Raw genomic sequence first — 21,896 nt, forward strand, 5'->3', positions numbered from 1 at the left:
ATAAGCTACATAACTAGAGCTGGTTTTACAGTAGATAAAAGCTTGGAAATGTGTGATTTACGAACAATGGAAAAAATAAAGTCGAAAATGTTCGCTTTTTATCATTGACAACTTATGTGGTATCCACCTAAAATGATAGAGCACAACAACATAATTCTTTCGTATATTTCCGGGAATTGGCCTGGAAGTTTCTACGAGGTCACCGTAATGACCTGGCTACGATTAAGAAGAGCAGAGCAACCCCACATGGTCCTGGATTTAGGGCTATGGTCACGGGTACTACTCTTTTTTTCGAGCCGGTGTCTATCAGATACCGGCTTTTTGTTGCTGTCAGACACAACATACCTTAGGGGGAGAACAATTTGAATCGGTTTTTCAAGTTGAAAGAGAACGGCACCACAGTTCGTACAGAAATCATGGCGGGTTTGACCACGTTCATGGCAATGGCTTACATCTTGTCGGTTAATCCGAGTACTTTAACAGCATTTGGCCGTATTGATATGGGCTGGTATTCTGTATTTCTAGCGACTGCGCTGGCAGCAGGTATTTTCACCATCGCAATGGGCGTGTTCATAAACTTTCCAGTGGCATTGGCACCTGGTATGGGACTTAACGCATATTTTGCTTCCGTAATTCTATCTTCCGCCACATCAGAGCATCCATTCACTTGGCAAATGGGTCTGACAGCCGTATTTATTTCCGGTTTGATCTTTATCTTGCTGACTGTAACTCGAGTGCGACAGATCTTACTAACTGCAATTCCTGACAGCTTGAAACATGCGATTACAGTGGGTATCGGGATGTTCATTACGATCCTTGGTCTTAAGAACAGTGGACTCATGACGATTGGTGTTGAAGCTGGTAAAGACATTCCTGCTAACACTTTCACAGATGTCCTTTCCTTTGAAACTATCATTCACATGGGTAGCCTAGAGAATTCCAATGTACAATTGGTAATTATCGGACTTCTTCTAATCTCTATCCTGATGGTATTGAACGTTAAAGGTGCAATTTTATTCGGTATCTTGGGAACAACTGTCGCTGGTATGTTGATGGGCGTAGTTGATTTCAGCGCATTGTCCAGTCCGGCAACGCCTTGGGTTCCTGACTTCACACAATTGAACTTCTTCCAATTTGACTGGGATGGTATCCTGCACACAGGTATTGTTTCGGCGATTGCAACCTTCACATTTGTAGAGCTGTTTGATACATTTGGTACACTTGTAGGTACAGCTCAACGTGCAGGTATTATGGATAACCCTGAAGAAGGTAATAGACGTGTAGGTAATGCAATGTTTGTCGATGCAGTTGCTGTAGCAGGTGGTGCGGCATTGGGTACTTCGACTACTACTGCTTTTGTAGAAAGCGCGGCAGGTGTTGCTGAAGGTGGACGTACAGGTCTTACGGCTGTAACAACTGGCGTATGTTTCTTGCTTGCATTGTTCCTTGCTCCAGTGGTTGCTCTTATTCCTGGATCTGCTACAGCCGCAGCATTGATCGTCGTAGGTGTGCTGATGGCACAATCAATTCGTCAAATTGATTTTCAAGATATGGTTGTTGCGATTCCAGCATTCCTTACGCTTGTTATCATGCCGTTCACTTATAATATCGCTAACGGTATTTCCTTCGGTATCGTAACTTATGTAATTCTTGCTTCTGTAGCTAACCTTGCGGGTAAGAAGAAATACGATATTCACTGGATGATGTGGGTACTTGCGATTCTGATCGTTCTCCGTTATGTATTCCTTGGTAGCGAAGGCTAATATATATAGAGTATTTCTGAAATTCATCTCGGGCTCCTTCATTACTGAAGGGGCCGTTTTTTTATTTTCGATTATGTATTCTTCTGTTCAACTTGTTGTAGGTTCTGCCTTTCCATCATCCAATATTTAGATTATATTGTTGAAGAGGTGATGAATGTTGTCCACAAGATTTAGCAATTGGTATTCTTATTTTAAGAACAATCCTTGGCCTCTCTTATTGTTTTTGTTAGGGGCTGTAGTTCGTATTCTTTACTTTGGTTCTATTCCAGGTGGCTTGAATCAGGATGAGGCATCTATAGGTTATGATGCTTACGCTATTCTTCATTATGGAATAGACCGCAATGGTATTCATTTACCTATTCATCTCATTGCTTGGGGAAGCGGACAGAATGCACTTTATGCTTACTTATCTTTGCCTTTCATATTATTGTTCGGACTCACTCCAATGTCTGTACGTGCTGTTAGCTTAATCATGGGTCTACTGGGTATGCTCGTATTCTATCTTCTTTCCAAAGAGCTATTTACTTCCAGAACTGCTGGTATTGCGGCCATGTTTTTTATCGCAATTAATCCTTGGCATATTATGATGTCTAGATGGGCACTGGAATCCAATTTACTTCCCACTCTGATTCTGCTCTCCGTTTATATGTTACTTAAATCATTTCGAACTCCAAAATGGTCTTATGGCTTTACAATCATGCTTGCCCTTTCACTTTATGCTTATGGAACCTCCTATTTTTTTGTCCCGATATTTGCTTTAGGTACTGGAATTCTTCTATTCTATACAAGAGCACTAAAGCTTCGGACTATTCTATGGAACGGTGTTCTGTTTATATTAATGGCGCTCCCAATCTTCCTATTTATTATGATTAATCGATTGTCGTTAGAAGGGATTTCGACTCCCTTGTTCTCCATTCCGAGATTGACGACGCCGCGTGTGGAACAAGTAACATCAATATTCGGAGGTCAACTCTTACATACAATATCAAGCAATTTCCGGGAATTTATGAAGATATTGATTAGCGGATCGGATGGTTTACCTTGGAATTCAATTTCACCTTATGGATACGCTTATCCTATTGCGTTACCTTTTGTTCTTTTAGGACTTGTATTGATGTTCACAACATTACGAAGCCGTGGTCGTGAGAGAATGGGATGGGTCGTTGTTTTACTATGGTTGTTTGTTTCGGTATTGATGACCTTTGTTACGAACGTGAATATTAATCGGATGAATGTGATTTTCTATCCAATCATTTTGCTGATTGTTGCAGGGTTTATGTGGTTAAGCAAGAAAGTAAAAGTATTAGGAATTCTGTCGGCTGTAGCCTTTAGCTTATTTTTTGTTCTATTCACGACAGTTTATTTCCGTGATTATCCTAAAGAGATTGGACCAGCTTTCTTTGAATCTTTCGGTGAGGCTATTCAATATGCTTCTGAAGAGAGTGACGGGGACATTTACGTAACAGACAAAGTTAACATGCCCTATATTTATGTCCTTTTTTATGAGCAGATCAATCCCCATGATTTCTTAGCAACAGTTAATTATTCTAATCCTGGAGGTGCATTTCAGCAGGTAGCTTCCTTTGGAAGATATAAATTTGGAAATTCAAGCATAGCTCCGGGAGAGGCAGCGACATATATCTTTTGGAATGGTGATCCCATTCCTGCTGAAAGCGATAATTATTCAGTTAAACGCTTTGCCAACTATACTGTTCTGACCGCTAAGACTGGGGTAATAGAGGAAGTCTTGGAATTTACAAATGGAGGATTTGAAGAGGGGATATCAGGTTGGAGCTTCTCATCCGGTACGGGTGTAGCGACCAATAATCCCTATAATGGAAGTTATTTAGCCTATCTTGATCCGGGATTTGACAAAACGATTACACAATCTATCAGAATAGCAGAACCCGGAGAATATAAGCTTGCTATAATGGTTAGTGCCGGAGGAGAAGAAGGGAAAGTTGGCGTCCGAGTTAATGGGGGAGTGCGGGCAGAGGCGGAAATACCTGTTAGTGAGATCTATCAAGAGCTTATACTTCCAATGGTATCTATCGGTCAGAATGAGCAAACTGAAATTTTTATTAAAGGCGGTAAAGGCTGGATTAACATAGACGAGGTGAGGTTGGAACGATGATCAAGAGTACACGTACGGCCGTAGTGACTGTATTGATGCTGTTATTGTTTTTGCTTCCTGTAACAAGCATTTATGCAGATGGAAATCTATTGCAGAACCCTGGATTTGAGGAGGGGGGAGAGGATGCTCCTTCTAACTGGACTAAGGATATGTGGATTTCTGGAGACAACTCTGGCATACTTTCAATCCAATCGGACGAGGTCCACTCCGGTAGTAAAGCGGCAGTCATTGAGAATATCGAGCCCAATCATGTGAAATGGGTGCAGACGATTAAGGCAACGCCGGACAGTTATTATAAAATTTCTGGATGGATCAAAGTTGTAAGTACCGCAGGCGAGGGAATGGGCGCCAATATCCTTGCCGTTGGAGTAGGTGGGGGTTATCCCAGCGTAACGGATACAGCAGGAGAGTGGCAGTATCTTGAATACATAGGTCAGACAGGACCTAAGCAGAAAGAATTCGGCATAGGTGCAGCTTTGGGAGGCTATTCTAGCTTGATTCAAGGTAAGGCTTATTTTGATGATTTGTCTGTAGAACAATTAGATGCAGCTCCCGAAGGGGCTAATGTCATCTCACTGGATAGTGCAGCAGTTAATCAGGATGCGGGTGGCAAAAAAGCGGATACCCCACATAAAGTATCTCCAACTAAGATGCTGTTGATCTCAGCACTGTTCAGTGTGTTTTTTGCAGTGCTTTATACAAAAGCATTCCGCAGTGAAAAGCTAATGAAGCAACCAGAGAATGTCTATTCCAAATGGTTAAGTATTGCCATCGGAGTTGCTTTTATCCTAAGGGTTTGGATGGGTCTGACGGCACAAGGCTATCAGAATGACATGAATACCTTTATAGCTTGGGGACAGCGTATGGTTGATTTAGGTCCAGGCAAGTTTTATGAGGAAGGGTATTTTGCCGATTATCCACCAGGTTATTTGTACATTTTGTACCTGCTTAGTCTTATTCGCGGCGTATTTGGCTTTGTCCATGATTCGGGTGGAGAGAATTTACTATTTAAACTACCGGCGATTATTTCTGATTTAGTGCTGGGTTACATCATATATCAAATATCTCGCAAAAAACTGGGTACAGGGATAGCTTTTGGCTTAATGCTGTTGTTTCTGTTTAATCCGGCGGTGCTCGTTAACTCAGCAGCGTGGGGACAAGCGGATTCGTTCTTTTTGATTTTCCTGTTGCTCAGTATTCATGGCGCTGCGAACAAAAAGTTTGTTCAATCCGCGATATTGTTTGCATTAGCAACATTAATCAAACCACAAGCGTTAATATTTACGCCGGTATTGATGTTTGCTTTTTATCATCACCGTGCTTGGAAGCAGCTTGGATTAGGAGCTTTGTATGGATTAGGTATATTCGGATTGCTTGCTGCACCATTTTTCTGGAATAACGGTGGTTTAGTTGGGCTTATTAATCTGTATAAGAGTACCTTATCTTCCTATCCCTATTCTTCTGTGAATGCATTTAATTTGTATGCACTGACTGACCCCATGTGGTCATCCCTTGACTTAACCTGGCTGGGCATTACTTATCGTGTATGGGGCTTCATATTTATTTTAGTGGCAGTAGCCGTAGCAGCGTTTTATTCCTTCAAAAAAGATCGCTTGGATTTATCCAAATCCTACTTTATCGGTATGGTGCTCATTGTAGTGGTCTTTGTGCTAGGAACCAAAATGCATGAACGCTATATGTTCCCTGCTATTATTTTATGCATGTTCACTTATATAGCGAGTCGGGATCGTAGGTTTTTATCCTTATTCCTTGGATTCAGCTTAACGCAGTATATCAATGTAGCTTATACGTTGACCCATCTGAATGCAGGTGTAAATCCAGGTGCAGATGGAATCGTTTTGGTCACTTCTATCACTAACCTGTCATTAATGCTATACATGCTCTACATCGGTTACGACGTGTATGTTCGTGGAGGAGTAAAACCTCTTCCAGCACCACCAACACCTGAAGAAAAATATGAGGAAGACCTTAAAGTCGTCGAGCAAATAAGACCGCACCAGAAGGGAGGGAGACTTAAGCGATGAAGTTTAAGCGTATAGATTGGATATGTATTCTTGCCATTACTGCCGTTTACGCGGCAATTGCTTTATATAATTTAGGTTCTACTAAATCTCCAGAGACCTTGTGGGAGCCAGCTGCCAGCGGTGAAAGCTTCTATGTAGATCTAGGACAGACTAAACAATTGGAACGAGTGAATATATTCGGTGGTGTAGGTACCGGTAAGTTTAAGCTTGAGTTCAGTGAATCTCCTGATGTTTGGAGCAATCCGCTGGATGTGAGCGAGGATGTTGGGAATGTCTTCATCTGGAAAAGCCAACCTTTGAACGTTGCAGCAAGATACGTGAAGTTTACAGTCACATCTCCAGGGTTCACTTTAAATGAAATGGCCTTCTATGAGCAGGGAGGCGAAAGAGTACCTCTTCCTATAGCCGGTGTTACACCGGATGCTAATGCAGCCGCAAAAAGAGGAGAACCTGCCAATCTTTTTGACGAGCAGTCACTCATCCCAGAATATTCTAACTTTATGAATAGCACTTATTTTGACGAGATCTACCATGCACGGACAGCTTATGAATATACACACGGGATTGTGCCTTATGAGAACACTCATCCACCACTAGGCAAGCTATTGATCGCAGTAGGGATGGAACTGTTCGGAGTCAATCCTTTCGGCTGGCGTATTATCGGAACATTGTTCGGGATTGCCATGCTGCCTCTCATTTATGTAATGGCACTACGTCTCTTTAAAAAGAGCAAATATGCAGCACTTGCAGCTGGATTGTTCGCACTGGATTTTATGCATTTCACACAAACAAGAATTTCTACGATCGATGTATACGGAGTATTCTTCATCATGTTAATGTTTTATTTCATGCAGCGATATTACACTATGAATTTCTTCAGGCAGCCCTTAAGAAAAACGCTAATTCCGTTATTCTGGTCCGGTCTATTTTTCGGAATTGGTGTAGCCTCCAAATGGATTGTACTGTACGGAGGAGCTGGGCTGGCCATTATGCTAGCGATTTCGCTCTTCGAGCGCTACAGAGAATACCAAGCATCGGGACGGTTGCTCGCGGAAGGGAAGATCAAAGACAAGGAACTGCTAGGCACTTGTCGCGAAGCCGTAAATTCATTCTGGAAGAATACCATTATTACACTAGCTAGCTGTATTGCATTCTTCGTAATCATACCGGTCATTATTTATAGTTTATCTTTTGTTCCGGGTTTATCTGCTTCCGCAGAGGGCTTTACTATAAAAGGCTTGATTGATTCTCAAAAGAACATGTACAACTATCACAGTCAGCTTGTAGCTACACATCCTTTTGCGTCCTCCTGGTGGCAATGGCCGTTTATGAAGAGACCCGTCTGGTTCTTCAGTGGCAGTGAAGGATTGCCGCAAGGTCAGGTCAGCAGTATAGTGACTATGGGGAATCCGCTTATCTGGTGGACGGGTATATTCGCAATGCTGGCAACGCTGTGGATTACACTGAAACGCAAGGATAAGAACCTTTATATGATCTGGATCGCATTTTTCTCACAATATGTTCCGTGGATGCTTGTCCCAAGGGAAACCTTTATCTACCATTATTTTGCTATGGTGCCTTTTATGATTCTTGGTATTGTATATATAATGAAGTTGTTAGATAGTAAGTATCCTGAGGCTCGTTATGTTAGTTATATCTATGTGGCTGTTGCTTTACTGCTCTTTGTCGCCTTCTACCCAGTCCTATCAGGGATGCAGGTAAGCGGAGATTATGTGAAGGATATGCTGCGTTGGTTCCCATCTTGGGTTTTCTAAGATTTTTTCAAAATATCTATAACAATAAGTTTATGCTTACAGCGTTATTATGAGGAATAGAAAGTTGTAACGCTCCATAAAGCTTTTAGGAGGAATAAAGGTGAAAGCCAGATATAGTGTAATTGTACCCATGTTCAATGAGGAGCAAGTAATTAGCGTTACTTATGAACGTTTGAAAAAAGTAATGGACGAATGCGGCGATACTTATGAGCTAGTCTTCGTTAATGACGGAAGTCGTGATCGTTCGGCCCAGATGATTCGGGAGATCAGTGATCGGGATGAATGCGTCAAGCTAATTGACTTCTCGCGTAATTTCGGACATCAGGTAGCAATTACAGCTGGCATGGACTATGCCGAAGGTCAAGCGGTTGTTGTTATTGACGCTGACCTTCAAGATCCACCGGAGGTCATTTTGCAAATGATCGAGAAGTGGAAAGAGGGCTATGACGTTGTGTACGCGAAGCGGCTGAAGCGCCGTGGAGAAACGATGTTCAAAAAAGTAACGGCTAAGATCTTTTATCGGTTGCTCAGCAGCATGACAAGTGTAGACATTCCTACGGACACAGGTGACTTCCGTCTTATTGATCGTAAGGTATGTGATGTCTTGCGGGGTCTCAAGGAAAAAAATCGGTATGTCAGAGGTTTAGTGAGCTGGGTCGGCTTCAAGCAGACGATGGTGGAATATGAGCGGGAAGAACGATTTGCAGGAGAAACTAAGTATCCTCTTAAGAAAATGATTCGCTTTGCGCTGGATGGGATCACTTCTTTTTCGCATAAGCCACTTAAGATTGCTACGTATGTCGGATTCTTTCTTTCCTTCTCCAGCTTTCTCTATTTATTCTTCGTATTGTTTCAAAGAATCTTTTTCACCTCATGGACGGTTCCGGGTTGGGCTTCCATTGTAGGCGTCAATTTGCTCTTTAACGGTATCGTTCTGATGCTGCTAGGTGTAATCGGTGAGTATATTGGACGGATTTATGACGAGTCTAAGGATAGACCATTGTATATTGTCAGTGAGACCATAGGATATCGTAACGAAGAAGAAGTGGATCGCCGGAAGGATTATAATGATGTCAGATAAGAACTTGCGGACTGCTTTCATACAGTTTCTCAAATTTAATGCTGTAGGTCTGGTAAATACCCTCATTGATTTCGTAATCTTCACATTACTGAACTCACTTGGGATGGTATATGCATTGGCACAGGTGATTTCTTATAGTGCAGGGACAGCGAATAGCTTTATTTTGAATAAAAAAGTAACCTTTCGGGATCGCGATCGTGGCAAAAAAGAAGGTTTTGATAAGGTACAGTTGTTGAAGTTTATCATGCTGAATCTGGTGGTCTTAGGGATATCGCTGCTATTAATGCATCTGTTGACTGACAAGTTAGGCATTCAAGTGTTGATCTCCAAGGTATTAGTAACCTTTGTTACGGTGATCATTAATTTCTTCGGAAGTCGTAAATGGGTATTCTAAAATCAAGAGAATCAATACACGGAGGTGACAATCATGCGTAAATTCTCGTACGTGCTCATACTGGCTGGGATCCTTATCATGCTCTATCCAAAAGCTAACGAATGGTATAACGACTGGCAGCAGGATAAGCTATTAGAATCAGCTGAACTCAGCACCACTGAAAGCACTCCACCACCTGATCTGAAGAGCAGATATGCCGAGGTCACTCAGCTACTAGCGGAGGAATCCGTTCTAGATGCACAAGCACAGCCGCAAGAAACAGAAAAGCCGGAACCGGAAATTGAAGTGGGTGGCAAAGTCATCGCATTAATTGAGATCGATAAGATCGATCTGAAGCTGCCTGTATTAGAAGGGGCTACTAAAGCGAATATGAAGCATGCTGCGGCCCATATGAAAGAAACAACTCCATTAGGAGAAATAGGGAACGCTGCAATAGCTGCGCATAGAGCTAGAACTACGGGCAGATTGTTTAACCGATTGAATGAGGTTGTGATTGGGGATACGATTACGGTAAAAACTAGCGATCAGACTTATAATTACGAGGTTTATGATATTTCTGTTGTACTTCCTAGTGATGTATCTGTTCTAGACGGGAATAACAAAGATAAAATTCTTACCCTAATTACGTGTGACCCACTAGTAGATCCTACACATCGTTTGATTGTTCATGCCAAGCTTTCCTAATCGTTGACGAGAAATAACAAGAGAACTCAAATACAGAGAAATAACTATAAAATAATAGTAAATCTAGCAATTTTGTTCTTGTTTACGAGGATAAATATGGTAGTATAAGACTATAAAAGCTAAACACGATAAACGGCAAACCTATCGAAAGGTAGGGACGCAAAGCTAAAGGGCCTTCCCGAAAGGATGGCAGCCAGTTACCGAATGAAGAGGCTTTTTTTGTTTTTATAAAATATATAAGAATCTTAGATTCATATTTCTACTAGGACTGATTCTGTTAATTTGTCTAGTGAAATTAGAACAGATAGAGCTTATACGATAACGGCAAACCTATCGAAAGGTAGGGACGCAAAGCTAAAGGGCCTTCCCGAAAGGATGGCAGCCAGCTACCGAAAGGGGTTTTATCCGTGAAAAAGGTTTATTTTATGATGGTGGCGCTGTTCGTACTAATTACTGCGGTTCCGGTAAGCACAGCTCAAGCCGCAAGTGTAGATGCGAGCTGGTTGATTACATCAAAAGTGGCTCAAGGTGTTATTGGGATTAACTATGATATTCCGAAAGATAAAAGAATCAAACTCATGATCACTAAAGACAACAGCAGCTATACATATAACTTATATGCTTCTGGACAAGCGGAGGACTTCCCTTTACAACAAGGTAATGGTACTTATAAGGTTTCTGTTCTTGAGAACACCACCGGAAATAAATACAAATCGTTATATTCCGAAGTAGTAGATGTAACCATGAGTGACTCGAATTCCGTATATTTGGGCTCCGTACAGAATGTGAAATGGAGTTCTTCTGATAAAGCGATCCTTAAGGCAAAAGAGCTTACCAAAGGCAAAACAACAGATGAAGAAAAAGTTAAGGCAATCTATAACTATGTAGTTGCTAATGTACAATACGATTATTCTCTTGCTAATAACGTAACAACAGATTATATTCCGAACATTAACAACACTTTGAATACTAAAAAAGGAATCTGCTATGACTATGCTTCTCTTTTTGCCGCAATGCTGCGTAGTGTAGATGTGCCTGCTAAGTTGGTGATGGGGAATACTAGCTACGTTACCCAATATCATGCATGGAATGAAGTACTGATGGATGGGAAATGGGTTACTATTGATACTACGGTAGATGCATCGGCAGCGAAGAGTAAGAAGAATGCAGATTTTATTAAGGCTTCAAGTAAGTATACTGCAGCAAAATACTATTAATTTGCATCGTTAGAATCATAACTCTATTAAATAAACAACTAGCTTAATTATTAAGCTAGTTGTTTATTTTTCTATTAGGGGTTGCTTTTCTATGAATAGATAGGTTATTATAGTTAAGCGTTGTTGGAAAGCGTACAGGCAATGTTTGAGAGAGTGATATAAACGGCTTTCGAAAAATAAAGCTTGCATTACTGAGAACAACATGATATATTATAAGAGTTGCTGCTGAGACATTAAACGGCGCCAACGAGAACTTGATCTTTGAAAACTGAACAACGAGTGAGTAGGAAATCACGAAAGTGATATCCAAAACTGATGAGTTTCACAGCGTATTTTACGCTTTTGAAATTTCATCGTGAGAATTAATTTTCTCGTCAGATGTTTCAAAATGAGCATATCGCTCTTTTCAATACTAATTGGAGAGTTTGATCCTGGCTCAGGACGAACGCTGGCGGCGTGCCTAATACATGCAAGTCGAGCGGAGTTACTTTGAAAGCTTGCTTTCAAAGTAACTTAGCGGCGGACGGGTGAGTAACACGTAGGCAACCTGCCCCTTAGACTGGGATAACTACCGGAAACGGTAGCTAATACCGGATAATTTCTTTTTTCTCCTGAAGAAAGAATGAAAGACGGAGCAATCTGTCACTGAGGGATGGGCCTGCGGCGCATTAGCTAGTTGGTGGGGTAACGGCCCACCAAGGCGACGATGCGTAGCCGACCTGAGAGGGTGAACGGCCACACTGGGACTGAGACACGGCCCAGACTCCTACGGGAGGCAGCAGTAGGGAATCTTCCGCAATGGACGAAAGTCTGACGGAGCAACGCCGCGTGAGTGATGAAGGTTTTCGGATCGTAAAGCTCTGTTGCCAGGGAAGAACGTCCGGTAGAGTAACTGCTACCGGAGTGACGGTACCTGAGAAGAAAGCCCCGGCTAACTACGTGCCAGCAGCCGCGGTAATACGTAGGGGGCAAGCGTTGTCCGGAATTATTGGGCGTAAAGCGCGCGCAGGCGGTCATTTAAGTCTGGTGTTTAAACCTTGGGCTCAACCTGAGGTCGCACTGGAAACTGGGTGACTTGAGTACAGAAGAGGAAAGTGGAATTCCACGTGTAGCGGTGAAATGCGTAGATATGTGGAGGAACACCAGTGGCGAAGGCGACTTTCTGGGCTGTAACTGACGCTGAGGCGCGAAAGCGTGGGGAGCAAACAGGATTAGATACCCTGGTAGTCCACGCCGTAAACGATGAGTGCTAGGTGTTAGGGGTTTCGATACCCTTGGTGCCGAAGTTAACACAGTAAGCACTCCGCCTGGGGAGTACGGTCGCAAGACTGAAACTCAAAGGAATTGACGGGGACCCGCACAAGCAGTGGAGTATGTGGTTTAATTCGAAGCAACGCGAAGAACCTTACCAGGTCTTGACATCCCTCTGAATCCACTAGAGATAGTGGCGGCCTTCGGGACAGAGGAGACAGGTGGTGCATGGTTGTCGTCAGCTCGTGTCGTGAGATGTTGGGTTAAGTCCCGCAACGAGCGCAACCCTTAACTTTAGTTGCCAGCAAGTAATGTTGGGCACTCTAGAGTGACTGCCGGTGACAAACCGGAGGAAGGTGGGGATGACGTCAAATCATCATGCCCCTTATGACCTGGGCTACACACGTACTACAATGGCCGGTACAACGGGAAGCGAAACCGCGAGGTGAAGCCAATCCCATCAAAGCCGGTCTCAGTTCGGATTGCAGGCTGCAACTCGCCTGCATGAAGTCGGAATTGCTAGTAATCGCGGATCAGCATGCCGCGGTGAATACGTTCCCGGGTCTTGTACACACCGCCCGTCACACCACGAGAGTTTACAACACCCGAAGTCGGTGGGGTAACCCGCAAGGGAGCCAGCCGCCGAAGGTGGGGTAGATGATTGGGGTGAAGTCGTAACAAGGTAGCCGTATCGGAAGGTGCGGCTGGATCACCTCCTTTCTATGGAGAATCGTTTCCTGCAATGGAAACATTCAAATCGGAAGTTAAACTTCCAAAATAGGACCTTCGGGTTCGAACACTCACTCGTTGCTCAGTTTTGAGAGTTTAAGCTCTCAAGTAAGACTTGATCCTTGAAAACTGGATACCGAAACGAATTTGCGTTTTAGAACATCTTTTAGCAACTTGTGTAAACAAGTAAATGTTATTAGTGAGATTTTTCCAAGAGAAATGTCATTGTATGATATTTTCCTGCGGAAAAATCAAGGTTAAGCTAATAAGAGCACACGGAGGATGCCTAGGCGCCAGGAGCCGACGAAGGACGTGGCGAACAACGAAACTGCCTCGGGGAGCTGTAAGCAAGCTTTGATCCGGGGGTGTCCGAATGGGGAAACCCAGCTGTGGTAATTCGCAGTTACTCATCTCTGAACACATAGGAGATGTAGAGGCAGACCAGGGGAACTGAAACATCTAAGTACCCTGAGGAAGAGAAAACAATAGTGATTCCGTCAGTAGCGGCGAGCGAACGCGGAACAGCCTAAACCTAAGAGCTTGCTCTTAGGGGTTGTGGGACGTCTCACATGGAGTTACAAAGGAATATGGTAGGCGAAGAGGTCTGGAAAGGCCCGCGATAGAGGTAAAAGCCCTGTAGCCTAAACTGTGTTCTCTCCGAGACGGATCCCGAGTAGTGCGGGGCACGTGAAACCCCGTATGAATCCAGCAGGACCATCTGCTAAGGCTAAATACTACCTGGCGACCGATAGTGAAACAGTACCGTGAGGGAAAGGTGAAAAGCACCCCGGAAGGGGAGTGAAATAGAACCTGAAACCGTGTGCTTACAAAAAGTCAGAGCCCTATTAATGGGTGATGGCGTGCCTTTTGTAGAATGAACCGGCGAGTTACGTTTAACATGCAAGGTTAAGTCGAGAAGACGGAGCCGCAGCGAAAGCGAGTCTGAATAGGGCGATTTAGTATGTGGACGTAGACCCGAAACCGTGTGATCTACCCCTGTCCAGGGTGAAGGTGCGGTAACACGCACTGGAGGCCCGAACCCACGCATGTTGAAAAATGCGGGGATGAGGTGGGGGTAGCGGAGAAATTCCAATCGAACTCGGAGATAGCTGGTTCTCCCCGAAATAGCTTTAGGGCTAGCCTCGGTATAAGAGTAGTGGAGGTAGAGCACTGATTGGGTGCGGGGTCCGCAAGGATTACCAAGCTCAGTCAAACTCCGAATGCCATATACTTATTGCCGGGAGTCAGACAGTGAGTGCTAAGATCCATTGTCAAAAGGGAAACAGCCCAGACCATCAGCTAAGGTCCCCAAGTGTGTGTTAAGTGGGAAAGGATGTGGAGTTGCACAGACAACCAGGATGTTGGCTTAGAAGCAGCCACCATTGAAAGAGTGCGTAATAGCTCACTGGTCGAGTGACTCTGCGCCGAAAATGTAACGGGGCTAAACACACCACCGAAGCTATGGCTAGATACGTATGTATCTGGGGTAGGGGAGCGTTGTATGTGGGTTGAAGGTGTACCGTAAGGAGCGCTGGACAGCATACAAGTGAGAATGCCGGTATGAGTAACGAAAAGATCAGTGAGAATCTGATCCGCCGAAAGCCCAAGGTTTCCTGAGGAAGGCTCGTCCGCTCAGGGTAAGTCGGGACCTAAGGCGAGGCCGAAAGGCGTAGTCGAAGGACAACAGTTTGAAATTACTGTACCACCGTAATCCGCTATGAGCGATGGGGTGACGCAGGAGGGTAGTGACGCGGACTGATGGATATGTCCGTCTAAGCAGTGAGGCTGATGTGTAGGCAAATCCGCACATCATTAAGGCTGGGCTGTGATGGGGAGCGAAAATTACAGTAGCGAAGGTCATGATCTCACACTGCCAAGAAAAGCCTCTAGCCAGGAGAAGGTGCCCGTACCGCAAACCGACACAGGTAGGCGAGAAGAGAATTCTAAGGCGCGCGGAAGAACTCTCGTTAAGGAACTCGGCAAAATGACCCCGTAACTTCGGGAGAAGGGGTGCCCCGGTAGTGTGAATAGCACGAGGGGGCCGCAGTGAAAAGGCCCAAGCGACTGTTTAGCAAAAACACAGGTCTGTGCGAAGCCGCAAGGCGAAGTATACGGGCTGACGCCTGCCCGGTGCTGGAAGGTTAAGGGGAGTGGTTAGGAGCAATCCGAAGCTATGAACCGAAGCCCCAGTAAACGGCGGCCGTAACTATAACGGTCCTAAGGTAGCGAAATTCCTTGTCAGGTAAATTCTGACCCGCACGAATGGCGTAACGACTTGGGCGCTGTCTCAACGAGAGATCCGGTGAAATTTTAATACCTGTGAAGATGCAGGTTACCCGCGACAAGACGGAAAGACCCCATGGAGCTTTACTGCAGCTTGATATTGAATTTGGGTACGATCTGTACAGGATAGGTGGGAGCCGTAGAAATCGGAGCGCAAGCTTCGGTGGAGGCGCCGTTGGGATACCACCCTGATCGTATCTAGGTTCTAACCTAGTACCGTAATCCGGTACGGGGACCGTGTCAGGCGGGCAGTTTGACTGGGGCGGTCGCCTCCTAAAGAGTAACGGAGGCGTTCCAAGGTTCCCTCAGAATGGTTGGAAATCATTCGAAGAGTGCAAAGGCATAAGGGAGCTTGACTGCGAGACCTACAAGTCGAGCAGGGACGAAAGTCGGACTTAGTGATCCGGTGGTACCGCATGGAAGGGCCATCGCTCAACGGATAAAAGCTACCCTGGGGATAACAGGCTTATCTCCCCCAAGAGTCCACATCGACGGGGAGGTTTGGCACCTCGATGTCGGCTCATCGCATCCTGGGGCTGAAGTAGGTCCCAAGGGTTGGGCTGTTCGCCCATTAAAGCGGTACGCGAGCTGGGTTCAGAACGTCGTGAGACAGTTCGGTCCCTATCTGTCGTGGGCGCAGGAAATTTGAGAGGAGCTGTCCTTAGTACGAGAGGACCGGGATGGACGTACCGCTGGTGCACCAGTTGTTTCGCCAGAAGCATGGCTGGGTAGCTACGTACGGACGGGATAAGCGCTGAAAGCATCTAAGCGTGAAGCCCCCCTCAAGATGAGATTTCCCAATTAGTAAGACCCCTTGAAGACGACGAGGTAGATAGGTTGGAGGTGGAAGTGCAGTAATGCATGGAGCTGACCAATACTAATCGGTCGAGGGCTTATCCTATACTTAAGACGCAAATTCAATTCGGATTCAGTTTTCAGGCATCAAGCCTGGATTACGCTATGGAATTTATTCACACTTCTGTGATGAAGCAAATTTCACGCGACAGCGTCTGTTTCACAGACGCATGTTTGGTGGCGATAGCGGAGGGGTTCCACGCGTACCCATCCCGAACACGACCGTTAAGCCCTCCAGCGCCGATGGTACTTGGACCGAAGGGTCCTGGGAGAGTAGGACGTTGCCAAGCACACGAAGCCATTGTTGATAAATCAACAATGGCTTTTTTGTTCCCTTTATCGGTTGATTTAAATAATGTGGATAAGTTATGGGGAAATAACAAAAAAATAAAGGTTACTAACATGTGGATGAAATAATTAAATTTATTCATAATTGAAAGTAGTCCCCATTTTATGTGGATAGAGCAGTGGTATATGTGGATACTTCAAATAAATGCAAGGATTTTTTGCATTGTAGGGGGATAAACAATGGAGAACCATACTAATCTTGTGTGGATAGAGCAATTTTCTGTACATGCGAGTGACACGGATTATCGCTCAAAAGCGAAGTTATCCTTTATTTTGGATGTAATGCAATGCGCAGCGGACTTCGCCGTGGGTAATTTGGGGATAAGTGTAGAAGAAATGCTGAATGCAGGAATGGGCTGGATGATGATTACGTTAGATCTTGATTTTAAGCGTATTCCTCGCCCAAATGATGTGCTTAGTGTACATACCTGGAGTAAAGGTACCAAAGGGGCTTTATGGCAACGGGATTATCGTATTTTGGATGCAGATCATATAGAGATTGCCACAGCGCGTTCTATATGGGCTTTAGTAGATATTGAGAAGAGAAAGATACTCAGACCGAACGCTCTTCCAGTTCAAGTTAAGCATTATAATGGCGATTCAGTAGGCGATATGCCTGTTAAGGTAACGATCCCTACTGATATTACTATGGAAGAAGCTTATCGGTATCAGGTAAGATATAGTGGGCTGGATAGCAACGGACATTTGAATAATGCCCGATACGGAGATTTATGTTGTGATGCACTCAGTTTAGCGGAATGGGATAATGCGGAGTTCACACGCTTCCGGATTACTTATCTACAAGAAGCTAAGTTTGGGGATGAACTGGTCATTTTACGTTCAGCTGTAACGGATGATGGTATATATGTCCGTGGCCAGAATAGTGATATTGTATTTTTTGAAGCATGTATTGAGTTGAAAGATATGAATAAGTAAAAATTTTATAAATATGGAATATTATTATAAAAGCGATTTGTCCGAGCATCAATCGGGGCAATCGCTTTTTTATTTGAATATAGTTGATGATTTTAACATATTTGGAATAAATCTTTGAGCCTGTCACAATTCAAGAGTCTATATTCGTTATATAGTTGTAGTCAATAACAAGGAGGTGATTCTTTGGAACGTCGCAGCCCCGGGGTCCCTGTGAATCAAACATTAATTGAAGAGGCTATAAGTCAGGTTCTTGAAGGCAACCGAGAAGCCTATAGAACTATAATACAAGCCTACGAAAGAAAGATTTATACGTATTGTTATTATATTTTAAGAAATCATGAAGAAGCAGAGGATGCTGTGCAAGATATATTTGTAAAAGTGTATCAGGAACTCAGACGTTATGAGAAACGAGTATCTTTTAACGCATGGCTTTATAAAGTGGCCTACCATCATTGTCTGGATCAGATTCGTAAACGCAAACGACGAAAGCGTCTGTTGTCGCTATATAAAGAACAGCAGCCCAAAGCCTATTATAATCCACACGACGAGGAACCCTTGCAGAAGTTATTTATGGATGGACTGACAACCGAAGAGAGTAATCTACTGATTCTTAAGGTGGTTGAGCAGTACAGTTTTGAAGAAATGAGTCAGATTATGGATTGCAATTCGGCCTCCTTAAGGAAGAAATTTGAACGTCTACGCAAAAAGTTAATCCGGCAAAGAATGAATGAAGGAGGAAGCCCTCATGGAGAAATGGCAAGATCGAACTGAAAGTCAGAAGATGGAGTACATTCGCCAAACATTCCAAAATCATGAAATGCCGGTAGACAGTTTCAGTGATTTAATTATGAAGCGAATAGGAGACGAGGGAATGGAAAAAAGATCGTCTAAAACACGTGGTAATAGGTTCCTAAAAAAGACATTAGTAGCCGCCTCAGCAGCAGCAGTGTTGGCTGCAGGGATTATCGGGAGTGGATTTGTATCCCCAGTCATGGCTGAAACGTTGAAGCAGATTCCTGTCGTAGGAAGTATTTTTAAGGGTATCGACGATAAAGGTCTTAATGCTGCTGAAGAAAAAGGATTATCTACTGCCCCTAACCAAAGCGTTACCCATGATGGAGTGACCTTAAAGGTTACCGATGCATATTATGACGGCTCGCGGTTGGCTTTTGCGATTGAACGGGAGGGCATTGATAATGATAAGATGATGGCAGAGATGATTATTGAACCGATTGAGTTCGATCCAGAGGTAATAGAACAGCAGTATGCGAAAGTGACAATGAACAATTCCGAGAGAGGATTGTTGGGTTCAGCAGAAGTGAAATTGCCGAATGGGAAAGAACTGGAGAGCCAAATGTCGTCTTTTGGTGATGTTGAGGGGAAAAAGAATGCTATTTTATACGATTATAGAAATCTAAATAATGTAGAGGCTTTGGGGAATGAATTTGAATTAAGCATCAGTGTGCCGGTTACACAAATCGCAGAGCCTTTTGTAATCAAGGTGCCGGTGAAAAAAGTAAAGGGAGGAATTATCAAGCTTGATCTGGATCAAACGAAAGAGACACAAGGATTTAGTTATACGATTACCAGACTGGAATTGACCCCAGGAACAAGCAGATTAATCCTGAATGAAAAAGGTAAAGTGCCAAGTATAAAAGAAAAGGATGGATACGGAACCTCTGAAATGTTCTATGAAATTGTTGATGAACTAGGCAATGCGTTCTCATCGGGTGGGTCATTCAACTTGCCAGCTATAGTCTATCCTATGGTAGACAAAGATTTCAGTCCGTTCCCGCAAACACCAACAACAATTACAGTTAAGCCATTTACTTATTCCATTGACGGGAATCATCAAGCATTAAGGGATGAAGAAGGAAAATATGTTAAACATTATTATCCGGAACTTGAACAAACCATTCAGGTGGAGCAAGAGTAGCTGTAAACCCAATAAACTAAACAAAGTCCGTGTCTGCATAGCAGATGCGGATTTTTCTAATGGAATGAAGGTTTCACTCACTGAGTTTTCGTTGTTTGATTATTTAGTGTGTAACGGAGTGACCCGATAAGCCTGACGATATTTGCTAACATTCATTTAATGCTATAATGAAATTTGATGTGGAAAGGGGAGCATTATGAAGACATTAGTATTGGCGGAGAAGCCGTCTGTTGCACGCGAGATCGCACGAGTCATGGGATGTAATAATAAACAGAAGAGCTATATTGAAGGTCCAAAATATGTGGTTACCTGGGCACTGGGGCATTTAGTCGGCCTGGCAGAGCCTGAGGATTATAATAAAAAGTTTGCAACTTGGGCCTTGGAGGATTTGCCGATTTTACCGGAGAAGGCAAAGCTGAAGGTGCTGCGTGAGACCAACCAGCAATACAAAGCTGTTCAGCATCTAATGAAGCGTCAGGACATTGAGGAGCTTATTGTTGCGACAGATGCTGCCCGTGAAGGGGAACTGCTGGCTCGCTGGATTATGAATATGGCAGGGTGGAAAAAGCCATTCCGGCGGCTATGGATATCCTCACAGACTGATAAGGCAATTAAAGAGGGATTCGCAAAGCTCCGCCCCGGTCGGGAATTTGATCGTCTGTATGAATCTGCACGTTGCCGCGCAGAGGCGGATTGGATGATTGGACTGAATGTCACGAGAGCACTGACATGTAAGTTCGGTTCGCCGCTCTCCGCAGGGCGGGTACAAACGCCGACATTAGGGATGATCATGGATCGTGAACAGGAGATTACGGGTTTCCGTTCCGTTGATTTTGAGACGCTGACTGCTGATTTTGGAGATTTCCAAGCGGCATGGCGGGCCAGTAACGGCGATGGTCGGATATTTGAAAAAGATAAGACGGCAAGTCTAAAGGACAAGCTTACTGGACGCAGCGGCCGTATTATTAAGGTACAGAAGAGTGAAAAGAGCGAGCCTCATCCTCTAGCTTATGATCTGACTGAATTGCAGCGTGATGCGAACCGGAAGTTCGGCTTCTCTGCGAAGCAGACTTCCAGTGTGCTTCAGCGTTTATATGAGCAGCATAAGCTAGTCACTTACCCACGTACGGACAGTCGTTACTTAACCTCAGATATGACAGGCACACTTAAGGAAAGATTGGACAGTGTGGCTGTCGGTCCATATGCGGCGTTGGCGCGTCCACTGCTGCGCAAACCGCTGCCGATTACGAAGCGAATTGTGGATGATAGTAAAGTAAGTGATCACCACGCTATTATTCCTACAGAGCAGACTGTGTTGCTAAATGGACTGAGCACTGAGGAGCGTAAGCTGTATGATCTGATCGTGCGGCGTTTTATCAGCTTGTTCTACCCACCTGCTCGTTATGATGCGGTAGCTGTTACTGTCAACGTGGAGGGCGAGAGCTTCCATGTCAAAGGAACAACAGTAAAAGATGCCGGCTGGCGTGAAGTGTACGGCGGAGATATGAGTAACGATGATGACGAGGAAGCATCGGACGAGCCAGCAGCTGGCAGTGTAAAGCTGCCTGAGCTGCGCGAAGGCGCAACTGTCACGATTGGCCGCTGTATGGTGCGTCCTGGACGGACACAACCACCGAAGCGTTATAATGAAGCTTCGCTTTTGACGCAAATGGAGAAGCATGGACTGGGAACCCCGGCGACGCGTGCGGATATTATCGAGAAGCTGGTGAGCTCTGATACGATTGAGCGTCAGGGGAATCTCCTGCATCCGACAGGAAAAGGTAAGCAGCTTATCGATCTGGTATCCACCCAGCTACGGACACCAGATCTAACTGCGCGCTGGGAAGCTGAACTCGAGAAAATTGCGCGTGGTCAAGGTAAACCGGAGCTCTTTTTACAAGGCATCCGCAGTATGGCACAGGAACTGGTTACAGGTGTCAAAACTAGTGGAGCAGAATACAAACCACATAATGTCTCCAACAGTAATTGTCCGGAATGCGGTACAAGACTACTCGAGAAAAAGAGCAAACGGGGTAAGCTGCTTGTGTGTCCTGCAGATAACTGTGGATATACCCGTGCTGGAGAAAAAAGACTATCGAATCGCCGCTGCCCTCAATGCCATAAGAAAATGGAACTTAAAGAAGGTAAAGCTGGCATGTTCGTACAATGTTTGGGTTGTGGCATCACAGAAACCTTGGATAAGGATCATAAGCATGTGAATAAACGCGAACAGCAAAAGCTGGTGCAGCAATATAGTAAGCAGGAAAGCATCGGCTCCAATCTTGGGGAACTGCTGAAAGCAGCGCTCGAAGGGCAAAAGAAGGATAAGTAGAAAGCTTCGAATATATTGTAATTATGAAGGCTGCTGAGCGTGCTCAGTAGCTTTTTTTCTGTTTACGTAAGTTTTTGTAGTCTACGGATAGGCTTTGAATTAGAATGTTAAGCAAATACATAGAGCAGGTGAT

At 44.3% G+C, this 21,896-nt stretch carries 12 protein-coding genes, 3 rRNA genes and 3 riboswitches; all 15 genes read left to right on the plus strand.

Features of this window, described 5'->3' with window-relative positions; all coding sequences use genetic code 11:
• The first annotated feature begins 139 nt into the window (after window positions 1-139).
• Window positions 140-239: riboswitch (purine riboswitch) on the plus strand.
• 123 nt (window positions 240-362) lie between these two features.
• The 15 genes from ACN6KS_RS03310 (at window position 363) to ACN6KS_RS03380 (ending at window position 21,763) form a co-directional block, all read left to right on the plus strand.
• A complete protein-coding gene (locus ACN6KS_RS03310; RefSeq protein ID WP_042184716.1) occupies window positions 363-1,763 on the plus strand; it encodes an NCS2 family permease in 1,401 nt (466 codons plus the stop codon).
• A gap of 154 nt (window positions 1,764-1,917) precedes the next feature.
• Window positions 1,918-3,897, plus strand: coding sequence for a hypothetical protein (locus ACN6KS_RS03315; RefSeq protein ID WP_440961338.1), 1,980 nt, complete (start codon window positions 1,918-1,920; stop codon window positions 3,895-3,897).
• The gene (locus ACN6KS_RS03320) at window positions 3,894-5,942 is read left to right on the plus strand and encodes a glycosyltransferase 87 family protein (RefSeq protein WP_440961339.1); all 2,049 of its coding nucleotides are present in this window, start codon (window positions 3,894-3,896) and stop codon (window positions 5,940-5,942) included. The genes ACN6KS_RS03315 and ACN6KS_RS03320 overlap by 4 nt, the downstream gene beginning before the upstream one ends.
• Window positions 5,939-7,717 (plus strand): phospholipid carrier-dependent glycosyltransferase, encoded by a 1,779-nt coding sequence (locus tag ACN6KS_RS03325; RefSeq protein WP_256990520.1) that lies wholly within the window; start codon window positions 5,939-5,941, stop codon window positions 7,715-7,717. Before ACN6KS_RS03320 ends, ACN6KS_RS03325 begins: the two co-directional genes overlap by 4 nt.
• 100 nt (window positions 7,718-7,817) lie before the next feature.
• Entirely contained in the window at window positions 7,818-8,798 is a 981-nt protein-coding gene (locus ACN6KS_RS03330) for a glycosyltransferase family 2 protein (RefSeq protein WP_094870685.1), read from the plus strand.
• A complete protein-coding gene (locus ACN6KS_RS03335; RefSeq protein WP_256989838.1) occupies window positions 8,785-9,192 on the plus strand; it encodes a GtrA family protein in 408 nt (135 codons plus the stop codon). Before ACN6KS_RS03330 ends, ACN6KS_RS03335 begins: the two co-directional genes overlap by 14 nt.
• Window positions 9,193-9,225: 33 nt before the next feature.
• A complete protein-coding gene (locus tag ACN6KS_RS03340; protein WP_094877170.1) occupies window positions 9,226-9,876 on the plus strand; it encodes a class D sortase in 651 nt (216 codons plus the stop codon).
• Between the two features lie 124 nt (window positions 9,877-10,000).
• Window positions 10,001-10,081: riboswitch (cyclic di-GMP riboswitch) on the plus strand.
• Between the two features lie 108 nt (window positions 10,082-10,189).
• Window positions 10,190-10,270: riboswitch (cyclic di-GMP riboswitch) on the plus strand.
• 13 nt (window positions 10,271-10,283) lie between these two features.
• The gene (locus ACN6KS_RS03345) at window positions 10,284-11,093 is read left to right on the plus strand and encodes a transglutaminase-like domain-containing protein (protein WP_440961340.1); all 810 of its coding nucleotides are present in this window, start codon (window positions 10,284-10,286) and stop codon (window positions 11,091-11,093) included.
• Between the two features lie 413 nt (window positions 11,094-11,506).
• Window positions 11,507-13,064: ribosomal RNA gene (locus ACN6KS_RS03350) — 16S ribosomal RNA — on the plus strand.
• Window positions 13,065-13,328: 264 nt separating this feature from the next.
• Window positions 13,329-16,257, plus strand: a 23S ribosomal RNA gene (locus ACN6KS_RS03355).
• A gap of 127 nt (window positions 16,258-16,384) precedes the next feature.
• Window positions 16,385-16,501 (plus strand): 5S ribosomal RNA (rrf, locus tag ACN6KS_RS03360).
• Together the 16S, 23S and 5S rRNA genes form the textbook arrangement of a ribosomal RNA operon.
• A 238-nt stretch (window positions 16,502-16,739) precedes the next feature.
• A complete protein-coding gene (locus ACN6KS_RS03365; RefSeq protein WP_440961341.1) occupies window positions 16,740-17,495 on the plus strand; it encodes an acyl-[acyl-carrier-protein] thioesterase in 756 nt (251 codons plus the stop codon).
• Window positions 17,496-17,678: 183 nt separating this feature from the next.
• Complete coding sequence (locus ACN6KS_RS03370; protein WP_440961342.1) at window positions 17,679-18,266, plus strand: RNA polymerase sigma factor; 588 nt, start codon at window positions 17,679-17,681, stop codon at window positions 18,264-18,266.
• Window positions 18,241-19,431 carry a DUF4179 domain-containing protein gene (locus tag ACN6KS_RS03375; RefSeq protein WP_440961343.1) on the plus strand — a complete coding sequence of 397 codons (1,191 nt, stop codon included), beginning with the start codon at window positions 18,241-18,243 and terminating at the stop codon, window positions 19,429-19,431. Before ACN6KS_RS03370 ends, ACN6KS_RS03375 begins: the two co-directional genes overlap by 26 nt.
• Window positions 19,432-19,627: 196 nt before the next feature.
• Complete coding sequence (locus ACN6KS_RS03380) at window positions 19,628-21,763, plus strand: DNA topoisomerase III (RefSeq protein WP_440961344.1); 2,136 nt, start codon at window positions 19,628-19,630, stop codon at window positions 21,761-21,763.
• Window positions 21,764-21,896: the final 133 nt, after the last annotated feature.

The organism is Paenibacillus nitricinens (assembly GCF_052056485.1).
Taxonomy (GTDB): domain Bacteria; phylum Bacillota; class Bacilli; order Paenibacillales; family Paenibacillaceae; genus Paenibacillus_AQ; species Paenibacillus_AQ nitricinens.

Excerpts from the sequence above, each read along its gene's own strand:
- ACN6KS_RS03315 (WP_440961338.1), top strand. The coding sequence starts at position 1,918 with ATGTTGTCCACAAGATTTAGCAATTGGTATTCTTATTTTAAGAACAAT.
- ACN6KS_RS03320 (WP_440961339.1), top strand. The coding sequence starts at position 3,894 with ATGATCAAGAGTACACGTACGGCCGTAGTGACTGTATTGATGCTGTTA.
- ACN6KS_RS03325 (WP_256990520.1), top strand. The coding sequence starts at position 5,939 with ATGAAGTTTAAGCGTATAGATTGGATATGTATTCTTGCCATTACTGCC.
- ACN6KS_RS03335 (WP_256989838.1), top strand. The coding sequence starts at position 8,785 with ATGATGTCAGATAAGAACTTGCGGACTGCTTTCATACAGTTTCTCAAA.
- ACN6KS_RS03340 (WP_094877170.1), top strand. The coding sequence starts at position 9,226 with ATGCGTAAATTCTCGTACGTGCTCATACTGGCTGGGATCCTTATCATG.
- ACN6KS_RS03365 (WP_440961341.1), top strand. The coding sequence starts at position 16,740 with ATGGAGAACCATACTAATCTTGTGTGGATAGAGCAATTTTCTGTACAT.
- ACN6KS_RS03375 (WP_440961343.1), top strand. The coding sequence starts at position 18,241 with ATGGAGAAATGGCAAGATCGAACTGAAAGTCAGAAGATGGAGTACATT.
- ACN6KS_RS03380 (WP_440961344.1), top strand. The coding sequence starts at position 19,628 with ATGAAGACATTAGTATTGGCGGAGAAGCCGTCTGTTGCACGCGAGATC.